This is a genomic window from Microbacterium aurum, from assembly GCF_016907815.1.
GTDB classification, from domain to species: Bacteria; Actinomycetota; Actinomycetes; order Actinomycetales; family Microbacteriaceae; genus Microbacterium; species Microbacterium aurum.
This window is the reverse complement of sequence record NZ_JAFBCQ010000001.1, coordinates 2,048,367-2,059,564: the sequence shown is the minus strand read 5'-3', so window position 1 is coordinate 2,059,564 and position 11,198 is coordinate 2,048,367. Positions and strand designations below refer to the sequence as shown.

Here is an 11,198-nt window from a genome sequence, read left to right as displayed (position 1 = left end):
GGTGTTCCTTCGGCGGTCCGGCTTACTGCTCTGCCGGTGCGACCTCGTCGGCCGGGACGGTGTCCACGAGCTCCGGGACGAAGCTGCCGCCTTCGGCGACGAGCTTCACCTGGTACATGTCCTGGATCAGCGCGTGGTCGCTCGCCCGGACCGTGAGGGTGCCCTTGGGCCCGTCGAACTCGAAGCCCTCGAGGGCGGCCACCATCGCGTCGACGTCGCCCTTGCCCTCGCCGATCGCGTGGACGAGCATGATCGCCGCGTTGAAGCCGTCGGGCGTGAACAGGTCGGGGGTGCCGCCGGCGGCTTCGACCGCGTCGATCATGGCGGTGTTGACGTCGTTGTCGGGGGCTCCGGGGAAGTAGTAGTTCAAGAAGCTGATCTTCTCCGAGGCCTCGCCGTAGGCACCGAACGTCGCGGCGTCGCCGAGACCGGTGACCACCGGGACCGCGTCGAGGACGCCCTGCTGGCTCATCGCCTGCCACATCGCGCCCGACGTCGCTCCGGCCCACGCGACGAAGACGAGGTCAGGGGTGCCGGCGAGCACCTGCTGGGCGAACGGCGTGAACTCGGTGACGTCTTCCGCGACGAGCACGCTGTTCACCGTCGCGCCCTTGGCGCCGAGGATCGCCTTGACGGCGGCCTCGTTGCCCTGGCCGAAGGCGTTGTTCTGTGCGAACACCGTCACCGTCTTGCCCTCCAGGTCGCCGAGGAACGTGCCGGCGGTGGCGACGTCCTGCGCGGACTGCCGACCACTGCGGAAGGTATAGCCGTTGATGCCGGTGAGGGCGTCGGCGGCAGCCGGTCCGGAGATGAAGAGGACCTTGTTCTGCCCCGCCTGCTCGGCCATCGCTGCGGCGACGCCCGACGACGCGCTGCCGGCGAGGATGTTGACGCCGGCGCCGATCAACTCCTTTGCCGCACCGACCGCGGTGTCGGGGTCGCCGGCGTCGTCGCGGTACTCGACCGTGATCGTCGTGCCGTCGACCTCGTTCGTGCCGTCGGTGGCGTAGTCCAGACCGGCCCTGAAGCCGTCGAGATACTGCTTGCCGTAGCCGGCGAGCGGACCGGTCTCGCTCGTGATCACGCCGACGGTGATCTCGGCCGGTCCGGCATCCGCCGTCCCGTCGGCGCCGGGTGCGGCGGACTGAGGTGCGCAACCCGTGAGGGCGAGAGCCGCCGTGGTGACGACGGCGGCCACCAGCGCCGGGGTGGGGAGCAACTTCTTCGTAACCCGCATGTGCGTGCCTTTCACCATTGGAAGGTAGACCTGAGATGTGATTCAGGTACTGAAAGTTTGTTCAGGTTTGGTCCCGCTGTCAAACGATGCGCGTGTGCGGCCGATCACGATCCGATAACCCGCCGTTGCATACCTCTGGTATATACGTGCGGTATGCAACACGCCGACGACATCCTGCGTCTCCTCGTCGGCGCGCACGCGCTCACGCGCGTCGCGTCGCTGGAGACCCGAAACGAAGCCCCCGCCGCCCAATGGCGCACCCTCGTCCTGCTGCGCGATCACGGCCCGCAGCGCATCGGCGACCTCGCCGCCCTCAGCCGGGTGACGCAGCCGGGAATGACCCGACTGGTGGCGCAGATGGCGGATGCCGGACTGGTGGACCGCGGCGCCGACGCCACTGACTCGCGTGCCACCGTCGTGTCGGCCACGGACGCGGGCCTCTCCGCGCTCGACGACTGGTTGCGGGTGCTCAGCGAGGCACTCGCCCCCCGCTTCAGCGACCTGGACGAGAACGAGTGGGAGACGATCCGGCGGGCCGCCGACATCGTCGGGGCGCGGACGCGGACCGCGGAGGTCGCGCGATGAGCGGGGCGAAGGTGAGCGTGTGGCGCCAGCCGGCGCAAGTCTGGGCGGTCGCGTTCGCCTGCGTCATCGCCTTCATGGGCATCGGGCTGGTCGACCCGATCCTGCCGGCCATCGCCGAATCGCTCGAGGCGTCCCCGGTCGAGACGGAACTGCTCTTCACGAGCTACCTCGTCGTGACGGGCCTGGCGATGCTGGTGACGAGCTGGATCTCCTCGCGCATCGGCACCAAGGCGACGCTGCTCACCGGTCTCGCGCTCATCGTGGTCTTCGCGCTGCTGTGCGCGCTCTCCGGCAGCGTCGACGCCGTCACCGGGTTCCGCACCGGCTGGGGACTCGGCAACGCCCTGTTCATCTCCACCGCGCTCGCCACGATCGTCGGCGCCGCCTCCGTCGGCAGCGCGGCGGCGATCATCCTGTACGAGGCCGCACTCGGGCTCGGCATCGCGATCGGACCGCTCCTCGGCGGCATCCTCGGTGAGATCAGCTGGCGCGGACCGTTCTTCGGTGTCGTCGCGCTCATGGCGATCGCCTTCATCGCCGTCATGGTGCTGCTGCGCGGTGGCGAGGAGAAGCGCACACCTGTGCCGCTGTCGGCGCCGTTCCGGGCGCTGCGCCAGCCGGCTCTCGCCGTGCTCGCGATCGCGGCGCTGTTCTACAACATCGGGTTCTTCGTGCTGCTCGCCTTCTCGCCGTTCCCGCTCGGGTTCGGCGCGATGGGGATCGGCCTGACGTTCTTCGGGTGGGGCGTGGCCCTCGCGGTCACGAGTGTGTGGGTTGCTCCGCTGCTGCTGCGGGGTCTGTCCCGCAGCACCGCGATGCTGATCGTGCTCCCGCTGCTGGCGATCGACCTGCTCGTCGCGGCGCTCGTCGTCGCGAGCCCCGCCGCGCTGGTGACCTGCATCATCGTCGGCGGCCTGCTGCTCGGCCTCATGAACACGATCCTCACCGAGTCGGTCATGGAGGCCACCGACCTGCCGCGGTCGGTCGCATCGTCGGCGTACTCGGCCGTGCGGTTCCTGGGCGGTGCGGCCGCTCCCCCGATCGCGGCGGCCCTGTGGCACGCCTTCAACGCGTCGGTGCCGTTCGTCTTCGCCGCGGTGTCGGTGCTCGTCTCGGCGGCGACGATCCTGTTCGGGCGCCGCGCACTGGCGCGGATCGACGCGCACGAGGCGGATGCCGCGGAGAAAGCCGCCGCCGTGCTCGTCGGCGACGCGGCGTAGCGGGGTGCTCCGCGCGGGCGGACCCGCGCATCCGTCATCCGGCGCATCCTTCATCCGGCGCACATCGTCGCGATTCCTCCGGGAAACGGCGATCTGCGTCGGATGAACGCGCGGCGGCATCCGTTCATCCGACGCGAATCGTCGCCATCAGCGGCGATGTCCGCCATCTGCGTCGGACGAACGCCCGCCCGGCGCCGGCGCCGCACAGCGAAACGCCCCTCCCGACGAGTGTCGGGAGGGGCGTTTCCTGGTGGTGCACCCCCTGGGACTCGAACCCAGAACCCACTGATTAAGAGTCAGTTGCTCTGCCGATTGAGCTAGAGGTGCGTTCCGTGGCCGCCGCTTTCGCAGGGGCGAACCGAGGAGCAACGTTACCATCCCGATGCGGTTCATCGCGAATCGAGCATGCCGTGCCACGTATCCTTGACCACGTGACCTCCCCCGCTGCGACACCCTCCTGGAGTGCGCCCTTCGACGGCGATCTGTCCGATGATCTCGCGCTCGCACTGCAGATGGCCGACGCGGCGGATGCCGTCACGATGGCACGCTTCGATGCCGCCGATCTCGACGTCCAGCTGAAGGCCGACGCCTCGCACGTCACGGAGGCGGATCTCGCCACCGAGCGGGCGATCCGCGGCATCCTCGCCGCGGAGCGCCCCGCAGACGGCATCCTCGGCGAGGAGTACGGCACGAGCGGTGACAGCGCGCGGCAGTGGATCATCGACCCCATCGACGGCACCGCGAACTACCTCAAGGGCATCCCCATGTGGACGACGCTGATCGCCCTCGCGATCGACGGCGTCCCTCGCGTCGGCGTCGCGAGCCAGCCGGCGCTCGGACGCCGCTGGTGGGCGGCGACGGGCCTCGGCGCGTGGACGAACACGCCGGAGGGCGATCCGCGACGCCTGGCGGTGTCGACAGTGTCGACGATCGCGGAGTCGAGCGTCAGCTTCCAGTCGATCGCCCAGTGGGACGAGGTGGGCCGCAGCGAGGACCTGCTCCGCCTCAGCCGTGCCGTCTGGCGCGACCGCGGCTACGGCGACACCTGGCCGTACATGCTGCTGGCCGAAGGGCGCCTCGAGTTCGTCGCCGAGTTCGGCGTCAAGGAGTACGACATCGCCGCCCTCGTCCCGATCGTCCATGAGGCCGGCGGACGGTTCTCCGACATCGACGGCTCCGACAGCATCGCGTCGCGCTCGTCGCTGGCGACCAACAGCATCCTGCACGACGACTTCCTCACCCTGCTCTCCTCCCCCGCCACCACGAACTGAGAACGCCACATGACGACTTCCCGCCGCCTGTCCCTCACCGCCACCCTCGGCGCCGCCGTCCTGCTGCCGGTCCTGCTCACCGGCTGCGGGGGCGGCAGCGCGCAGCCGGCGCCCACCGCGACCGGCAACGCGGTCTCACCGACCGCCGCGGCGACCACCGCCGCTCCGACCCCGAGCGCCACGGCCACGGCGGGCGCGGCGGAGGCGTCGTGCGAAGACCTCATCGGCAGCGACATCCTCGCCGACCTGAAGGCGCAGAACTGGACCTACAAGGAAGATGTCTTCGCGGTCGCGGGTGAGACGCTCGAGGGCGGCATCACGTGCACGTGGGCGGACTACTCCGTCGCGTCGGGCAATCTGCTGCTGTTCGGCTGGGCGCCGATCACGGCGGAGGAGGCGGATGCCGCGGTCAGCCGTCTGGAGTCGCAGGGGTGGACCCGCGAGGAGGCCGCCGAGGGCTATTACGTCACGGAGGACGCCACGCAGTCTCCCACGACCGACGAGGACGGCTACGGCATGACGTACGAGTTCGGCGACGGCTGGGTGACGGTGGCCGACACCAAGCAGGGGCTTCTGCTGATCCAGCGCCCCGCGAGCTGAGGACGACCGGACGGCGAAGGCCCCGGCATCCGTCGCACGTCGTGCGGGATGCCGGGGCCTTCGCCTGATGACAGCGGCTGGTGGAGCTGGGGGGAATCGAACCCCCGTCCAACGCTGGGATACTGCGTCTTCTCCGGGCGCAGTCTGTAGAGACGTTCTGCTCGGCTCCGACCTTTGTCACAGACACCTAAGTCGACGAGCCCAGCCTCCGAAGAGTCCCGCGTGACGTCGAGGCCCCGTCACGCGGCAAGATCCCTAGATGACGCCAGGGTCCGTAGCGGGATCACCTACGGTCTGACGGACTATCGGGCTCGCTTAGGCAGCGAGGGCGAAGTCAGTGCGCTTTGCATCGGCACTTATTGTTTCGCAGAGATCGTTTACGAGATAACCCTGCATCCTCGGCCCGCTTCTCGCAGATTCCCAGACGCTGTCGAAACCGATCAGCCCCTGGAGCCTCGGACCATGTGGTCCGGCGGCGAATCGAGCCACTGTCACCCTGTGGAGTTGTCCTCGGGAGCCGCGGGCACCCGAGCATTACAGTTTAGCGTATGACCGACGTGATCATCACCGTCCGCGGCGAGAGCCAGACCCTCCTCGCCCCCGAACGCGCCGTCGCCCAGGTGACGGCCTCGCTCGACGGCCCCGACCGCGGCGGCGTCGTCGAGCGCCTCGCCGCCCTCGCCGGGCCGGTGCGCGCCGACCTCGACGCGCGCAAGGCGGCCGGGACCGTCGCCGACTGGGCGAGCCAGCGCGTCTCGGTCTGGGCGGATCGGCCGTGGAACAACGAGGGACGCCAGCTCGACCTCGTCCACCACGCCTCGGTCGAGGTCACCGCGACCTTCACCGACGTCCTGGCGCTCTCGGACTGGCTGAACGGAATCGCGGCGACGGAGGGCCTGCAGGTCGGCGCCGTCGACTGGCAGCTCACCCCCGAGACGCGCGCACGGGTCGAACGCGAGGTGGCGACGGATGCCGTCGCGGTCGCCGTCGAGCGTGCCACCGCCTACGCGAGCGCGCTGGGCCGCGCGACGGTCGTCCCGATCGAGATCGCCGATCTGGGACTGCTCGGCGACCACGGCCCGGCACACCCCGCGCCGCGCATGTTGGCGCGCGCGGCGAGGGCAGCCGACGCGGCGTCGCCGGCCGTCGATTTCCGCCCCGACGACATCGTCGTCACCGCGGCCGTCGAGGCCCGCTTCACCGCGAGCTGACGGCGCGGCGCGTCACTCGCCGAGGCGGTTTCGGCTGCGCATGGCCCGCTCGGCCTCGCGCTTGTCCTCACGCTCGCGGATCGTCTGACGCTTCTCGTACTCGCGCTTGCCCTTCGCGACCGCGATCTCCACCTTGGCGCGTCCATCGGAGAAGTAGAGCTTCAGGGGCACGAGGGTGTACCCGCCCGCGCTGATGGCGTGGGAGAGCTTGATGATCTCCTCCTTGTGCAGCAGCAGCTTGCGTGTGCGCTTGGAGGAGTGGTTCGTCCAGTGCCCCTGCGCGTACTCCGGGATGTGCACAGCGTCGAGGAACGCCTGTCCGCCGTCGATGTACGCGTACCCGTCATTGAGGTTGGCCCGCCCTTCCCGCAGCGACTTCACCTCGGTCCCGGTGAGCACGAGTCCCGCCTCGTACGTCTTCTCGATGGCGTACTCGTGACGTGCGCGACGGTTGGTCGCGACGACCTTCTCCCCGCGTTCCCTGGGCATTGTGCGGACTCCTCCGGGCCTGGACCCGTGTATCGACGGATGCCGCGGTCGCGGCAGCCCGTCAGTCTATCGTGCCGCCGGGATCAGGCGCGCAGCCAGCGGCGGATCGCGAAGCCCGCCGACAACGCGGCGAGCACCAGCCCGATGATGATGATGACGGGGATGACGATCGCGGCATCCGACATCCCCACCCAGTCCGTGATGAAGGTGACCCGGTCGTGGAGGTACTGCCCCACGCCGAAGTGCACGCCCAGCACGATCGCCGCGCCGGCCAGAAGCGAACCGATGAACGCCGCGGCGACGCCCTCGAGGATGAACGGCGTCTGGATGAAGCGGTTGGACGCGCCGACCAGTCGCATGATGCCGACCTCTCTGCGGCGCGCGTAGGCGGACAGCCGGATGGTCGTCGCGATGAGCAGGACCGCCGCGATGAGCATGAGGACGGCGATGCCGACCGCGATGTAGGTCGCGACGGTGAGCGCCGAGAACAGCGGCTCGAGGTACTGCATCTGATTCTTCACGCCCTCGACGCCGGTCATGCCGTTGAACGCCTCGGTGATCACGTCGGACTTGCCCGGGTCGACGAGGCCCACCCAGTACGTCTCCCCCAGCTGAGCGGGGGTGACGTAGTCCTTGTACTCGTCGCCGTAGAGCTTCAGGAGGTTCTCGTACGCCTCATCGGCCGACTCGAACCGCACGTCGCGCACGATGTCGGCCAGCGCCGGGCTCGCCAGTCGCGTGGCGACCTCGTCGAGCTGCTCCTGCGTCGCCGCCCCCTCGGCGCACGTGGTCACGGTGGAGTCATCACGGCACATCACGATCGAGACCTGCGCGCGCTCGGCCCAGTAGGCGCTCATCTTGCCGATCTGCATCTGCATCAGCATCGCGGCGCCCACGAAGGTCAGCGAGACGAATGTGACGAGGATCACCGAGATGACCATCGACGCGTTGCGGCGCAGTCCTGTCAGCGCTTCGGAGAGGATCAGTCCCGCCCTCATGAGGTCGGCCCCACTTCGTCGTCCTGCCGTTCATCGAGCCGATCGGCGACGCCGAGCTTTCCGAGGTCGATGTCACCGAGACCGAGCTCGCCGAGGTCGACCTCGGGGGCGTCGATGGCGATCGGTCGCGTCAGCGGCGCGGGCTCGGCCGGGACCGGGGCCGGCGCCTGGGCTGGGGCCTGGGGCGGGGTCTGCCGCGCGGCAGGGACGTCGGTCGCGGCGGAGGCAGCGGGGCGCGCCGGCGTGGATGCCGGGGTCCCGGCATCCGTCGCCGGCTCGGTGAGCACGGGGACGGGCTGGACCGGAGCGGACGCGATCTGCCGCTGCAGCTCGAGGACCGCGGTGAGAGCGGCTGTCGCGGCCGCGCCCTTCTCCACCTGGGGCGTGAGGCTCGGGATCGCGGAGGTGTCGCCGTAGCCGCCGTGACGATCGTCGCGGACCATGACGCCGCCGCGCAGCTCGATCACGCGGCGCTTCATCTGATCGACGAATCCGGCCTCGTGGGTGGCCATCACGACGGTCGTGCCGCCGGCGTTGATGCGAGCCAGCAGCTGCATGATGTCCACCGACGTGGCGGGGTCGAGGTTGCCGGTCGGCTCGTCGGCGAGGAGGATCTGCGGGCGGTTGACGAGCGCGCGGGCGATCGCGACGCGCTGCTGCTCACCGCCGGAGAGCTCGTGCGGCAGTCGCTTCTGCTTGCCGTCCAGGCCGACCAGGGCGAGCACCTCCGGGACCGCCTGCTGGATGAACGCGCGGGACGAGCCGATGACCTGCAGCGTGAACGCGACGTTCTGGAAGACGGTCTTGTTCGGCAGCAGGCGGAAATCCTGGAACACCGAGCCGATGTGGCGGCGGAAGTAGGGGACCTTGCGGGTGGAGAGGGTCCGCAGATCTCGCCCGAGCACGACGACGCGGCCGTCGCTCGGATTGTCTTCGCGGAGGATCAGCCGCAGGCAGGAGGACTTCCCCGAGCCGGACGCGCCGACCAGGAAGACGAACTCTCCGCGCTGCACCTCGAAGTCGACGTCGCTCAGCGCCGGCTTGCTGGTCCCGCGGTATCTCTTGGTGACGTGCTCGAACCGGATCATGACCTGTCGAGCCTAAGCGCGGGCGCCGCGGATGCCGGGTGCGACACCCCTGGCGCGCTCGTCCGGCGCAATCTGCCGGATCAGTCGTCGTCGTCTTTGCGCTTGCGCCAGCGGATGCCGGCCGCGATGAGGCCGTCGAGATCGCCGTCGAACACGACGGCGGGGTTGCCGACCTCGTATCCGGTGCGCAGATCCTTGACCAGCTGCTGGCCGTAGAGGAAGTACGAGCGCATCTGGTCGCCCCAGCTCGCGGTGATGGTACCGGCGAGCTCCTTCTTCTTCGCGGCCTCCTCCTCGCGCTTGAGCAGCAGCAGGCGCGTCTGCAGCACGCGCATCGCGGCGGCGCGGTTCTGGATCTGGCTCTTCTCGTTCTGCATGGAGACGACGAGACCCGTCGGCAGGTGGGTGATGCGCACGGCGGAGTCGGTCGTGTTGACGGACTGCCCGCCGGGGCCCGATGACCGGAACACATCGACGCGGATGTCGCTCTCGGGAACCTCGACCTCGACGGCCTCCTCGAGCGCGGGGATCACCTCGACAGCCGCGAAGGAGGTCTGCCGCTTGTCGGCACCGCCGAACGGGCTGATGCGGGCGAGGCGGTGGGTGCCGGCCTCGACCGACAGCGTGCCGTACGCGTACGGGGCATCGACCTCGAAGGTCGCCGACTTGATGCCGGCCCCCTCCGCGTAGGACGTGTCCATCACTTTGACGGCGTACTTGTGACGCTCCGCCCAGCGCAGGTACATGCGCAGCAGCATCTCGGCGAAGTCGGTGGCGTCGTCGCCGCCGGCTCCCGAGCGGATCGTGACGACGGCGGGCCGGTCGTCGTACTCGCCGTCGAGGAGCGTCTGCACCTCGAGCTGGCCGATGACGTCCTGCAGCTCGGCGATCTCCTTGCGGGCCTCGTCGGCGGTGTCCTCGTCGTCCATCTCGTGGGCGAGCTCCACGAGCACATCGAGGTCGTCGAGGCGCTGTTCGACGTCGGTGACGCGCTTGAGGTCGGCCTGGCGGTGGCTGAGCGCACTCGTCACCTTCTGCGCCTTCTCGACGTCGTCCCAGAGATCGGGAGCGCCGGCCTCCTCGGACAGGCGCGCGATCTCGGCACGCAGCCCCTCGACGTCGACCACCGCCTGGATGTCGGCGAAGGTGGAGCGCAGGGCCTGGATGTCGGCGGAAGGATCGAAATCAAGCATGACAGTCCAGACTAACGTGAACAGGGTGAGCACCGCCGACCCCGCACCCGAGATGGGGCGGATGCTGTGGCGACTCGCTCCGATGATCTACGGCCCCACGGTGCTGTTCGCCCTCGGCGAGGGCGCCGTCGTGCCACTGCTTCCGGTGATCGCGGCCGAGCTCGGCGCCGACGTCCCCACCGCAGCGCTCGTCGCGGCGGCGTTGGTTGTCGGGCAGCTCTGCGGCAACATCCCCGCAGGGTGGGCGGTGGCGCGCGTCGGCGAACGCGTGACGATGGCCGGCGGCGGGGTCCTCGCCCTCGCCGGCGTCGCCGGGCTGCTGCTCGCACCGAGCCTCCCGGTGCTCGCAGCAGCGGTTCTCCTCATCGGGTTCTGCGCCGCGGCCTTCGGCCTTGCCCGCCACTCGTTCATGACGACACGCGTTCCGCTGGCGTTCCGGGCGCGCGCCCTGTCGTTGCTGGGCGGGACGTTCCGACTCGGCATGTTCGTCGGGCCGTTCATCGCCGCCGTCCTGCTCGCGATCTTCGGCGACGAGCACGCGACCGTCTGGTTCTTCGGCGCGTGCCTCGTGGCCACCGTCGCCCTCGTCGTCTTCGGTCCCGACCCCGAGACGCAGGTCGCGGCTCCCGCGACCCGCGATGCGCGTCTCAGCGAAGACACCGGCGAGGTCGTCACGGGCGCGATCCCGGTGCCGGGCCGCGCCGGCGTGTTCCGCACCATGTGGCGCCATCGTGATGTGCTGTCACGCCTCGGGCTCGCCGCGGCATCCCTGTCGGCTGTCCGCTCCGCCCGCCAGGTCGTACTGCCCCTGTGGGGCGTCTCCATCGGACTGGACGCGCAGACCATCGCGCTCGTCGTCGGCGTCTCGGGAGCGATCGACTTCGCTCTGTTCTACGCGAGCGGCCAGGTCATGGACCGCTTCGGCCGGCTGTGGGCGGCGCTGCCCGCGATGGTGCTCATGGGCGCCGGATTCCTCGCCCTCTCGGTGACCCACGACCTCGATGACTCCGCGATGTGGTTCGCGCTGTTCGCCGCGGTGCTGGGCGTCGGCAACGGGCTGTCCAGCGGCATCCTCCTCACCCTCGGCGCCGACGTCGCGCCCCAGGACGATCCTGCACCGTTCCTCGGATCGTGGCGGACGTTGACGGATGCCGGCGGCGCGCTGTCTCCGCTCCTCGTCTCGGCGATCGCGGCGGCGCTGTCCCTGTCGGCGGCCACGGGCGTCGTCGGCGTGATCGGACTGGCCGGCGCCGCCGCGTTCCTCCGATGGGTGCCGCGCTTCGTGCCGCGCGCCCGGTGAGACGGG

11 protein-coding genes, 1 tRNA gene and 1 other RNA gene are annotated in these 11,198 nt (G+C 69.9%); 6 read left to right on the top strand and 7 right to left on the bottom strand.

Annotated features, from left to right (window positions below):
- Nucleotides 1-22: 22 nt before the first annotated feature.
- On the bottom strand, nt 23-1,237 hold the full coding sequence (locus JOD60_RS10220) for a substrate-binding domain-containing protein (RefSeq protein WP_076692170.1): 1,215 nt from the start codon (nt 1,235-1,237) through the stop codon (nt 23-25).
- Nucleotides 1,238-1,390: 153 nt separating this feature from the next.
- Between JOD60_RS10220 and JOD60_RS10215 the strand changes: the two genes are divergently transcribed.
- A complete protein-coding gene (locus tag JOD60_RS10215; protein ID WP_076690514.1) occupies nt 1,391-1,822 on the top strand; it encodes a MarR family winged helix-turn-helix transcriptional regulator in 432 nt (143 codons plus the stop codon).
- The gene (locus JOD60_RS10210) at nt 1,819-3,042 is read left to right on the top strand and encodes an MFS transporter (RefSeq protein ID WP_076690513.1); all 1,224 of its coding nucleotides are present in this window, start codon (nt 1,819-1,821) and stop codon (nt 3,040-3,042) included. The genes JOD60_RS10215 and JOD60_RS10210 overlap by 4 nt, the downstream gene beginning before the upstream one ends.
- 251 nt (nt 3,043-3,293) lie before the next feature.
- Here the strand turns inward: JOD60_RS10210 and JOD60_RS10205 are convergent.
- Nucleotides 3,294-3,369, bottom strand: a tRNA-Lys gene (locus tag JOD60_RS10205).
- A gap of 104 nt (nt 3,370-3,473) precedes the next feature.
- Here JOD60_RS10205 and JOD60_RS10200 point away from each other — a divergent pair.
- Nucleotides 3,474-4,313, top strand: a complete 840-nt coding sequence (locus tag JOD60_RS10200) for an inositol monophosphatase family protein (protein ID WP_076690512.1) — start codon at nt 3,474-3,476, stop codon at nt 4,311-4,313.
- A 9-nt stretch (nt 4,314-4,322) separates the two neighbouring features.
- Nucleotides 4,323-4,913, top strand: a complete 591-nt coding sequence (locus JOD60_RS10195) for a hypothetical protein (RefSeq protein WP_076690511.1) — start codon at nt 4,323-4,325, stop codon at nt 4,911-4,913.
- 78 nt (nt 4,914-4,991) lie between these two features.
- On the opposite strand, the gene ssrA is transcribed toward JOD60_RS10195, so the two are convergent.
- Nucleotides 4,992-5,361: a transfer-messenger RNA gene (gene ssrA / locus JOD60_RS10190) on the bottom strand.
- A 100-nt stretch (nt 5,362-5,461) separates the two neighbouring features.
- On the opposite strand from ssrA, the gene JOD60_RS10185 reads away from it, so the two are divergent.
- The gene (locus JOD60_RS10185; RefSeq protein ID WP_076690510.1) at nt 5,462-6,124 is read left to right on the top strand and encodes an SIMPL domain-containing protein; all 663 of its coding nucleotides are present in this window, start codon (nt 5,462-5,464) and stop codon (nt 6,122-6,124) included.
- A 12-nt stretch (nt 6,125-6,136) separates the two neighbouring features.
- On the opposite strand, the gene smpB is transcribed toward JOD60_RS10185, so the two are convergent.
- From smpB to prfB, 4 genes are all read right to left on the bottom strand, one after another.
- Nucleotides 6,137-6,613, bottom strand: coding sequence for an SsrA-binding protein SmpB (smpB, locus tag JOD60_RS10180; RefSeq protein WP_076690509.1), 477 nt, complete (start codon nt 6,611-6,613; stop codon nt 6,137-6,139).
- Nucleotides 6,614-6,696: 83 nt separating this feature from the next.
- Nucleotides 6,697-7,611, bottom strand: coding sequence for a permease-like cell division protein FtsX (gene ftsX, locus JOD60_RS10175; RefSeq protein WP_076690508.1), 915 nt, complete (start codon nt 7,609-7,611; stop codon nt 6,697-6,699).
- Nucleotides 7,608-8,699: a cell division ATP-binding protein FtsE gene (gene ftsE / locus JOD60_RS10170; RefSeq protein WP_076690507.1), complete on the bottom strand. Its 1,092-nt coding sequence runs from the start codon at nt 8,697-8,699 to the stop codon at nt 7,608-7,610. The genes ftsX and ftsE overlap by 4 nt, the downstream gene beginning before the upstream one ends.
- 80 nt (nt 8,700-8,779) lie before the next feature.
- Entirely contained in the window at nt 8,780-9,892 is a 1,113-nt protein-coding gene (gene prfB, locus JOD60_RS10165; protein ID WP_076690506.1) for a peptide chain release factor 2, read from the bottom strand.
- A gap of 61 nt (nt 9,893-9,953) precedes the next feature.
- On the opposite strand from prfB, the gene JOD60_RS10160 reads away from it, so the two are divergent.
- A complete protein-coding gene (locus tag JOD60_RS10160) occupies nt 9,954-11,192 on the top strand; it encodes an MFS transporter (RefSeq protein WP_076692169.1) in 1,239 nt (412 codons plus the stop codon).
- The last annotated feature ends 6 nt before the right edge of the window (nt 11,193-11,198 follow it).

Coding starts and splice junctions, on each gene's coding strand:
- JOD60_RS10220 (WP_076692170.1), bottom strand. CDS start 1,237: ATGCGGGTTACGAAGAAGTTGCTCCCCACCCCGGCGCTGGTGGCCGCC.
- JOD60_RS10215 (WP_076690514.1), top strand. CDS start 1,391: ATGCAACACGCCGACGACATCCTGCGTCTCCTCGTCGGCGCGCACGCG.
- JOD60_RS10210 (WP_076690513.1), top strand. CDS start 1,819: ATGAGCGGGGCGAAGGTGAGCGTGTGGCGCCAGCCGGCGCAAGTCTGG.
- JOD60_RS10195 (WP_076690511.1), top strand. CDS start 4,323: ATGACGACTTCCCGCCGCCTGTCCCTCACCGCCACCCTCGGCGCCGCC.
- JOD60_RS10185 (WP_076690510.1), top strand. CDS start 5,462: ATGACCGACGTGATCATCACCGTCCGCGGCGAGAGCCAGACCCTCCTC.
- smpB (WP_076690509.1), bottom strand. CDS start 6,613: ATGCCCAGGGAACGCGGGGAGAAGGTCGTCGCGACCAACCGTCGCGCA.
- ftsX (WP_076690508.1), bottom strand. CDS start 7,611: ATGAGGGCGGGACTGATCCTCTCCGAAGCGCTGACAGGACTGCGCCGC.
- ftsE (WP_076690507.1), bottom strand. CDS start 8,699: ATGATCCGGTTCGAGCACGTCACCAAGAGATACCGCGGGACCAGCAAG.
- prfB (WP_076690506.1), bottom strand. CDS start 9,892: ATGCTTGATTTCGATCCTTCCGCCGACATCCAGGCCCTGCGCTCCACC.
- JOD60_RS10160 (WP_076692169.1), top strand. CDS start 9,954: ATGCTGTGGCGACTCGCTCCGATGATCTACGGCCCCACGGTGCTGTTC.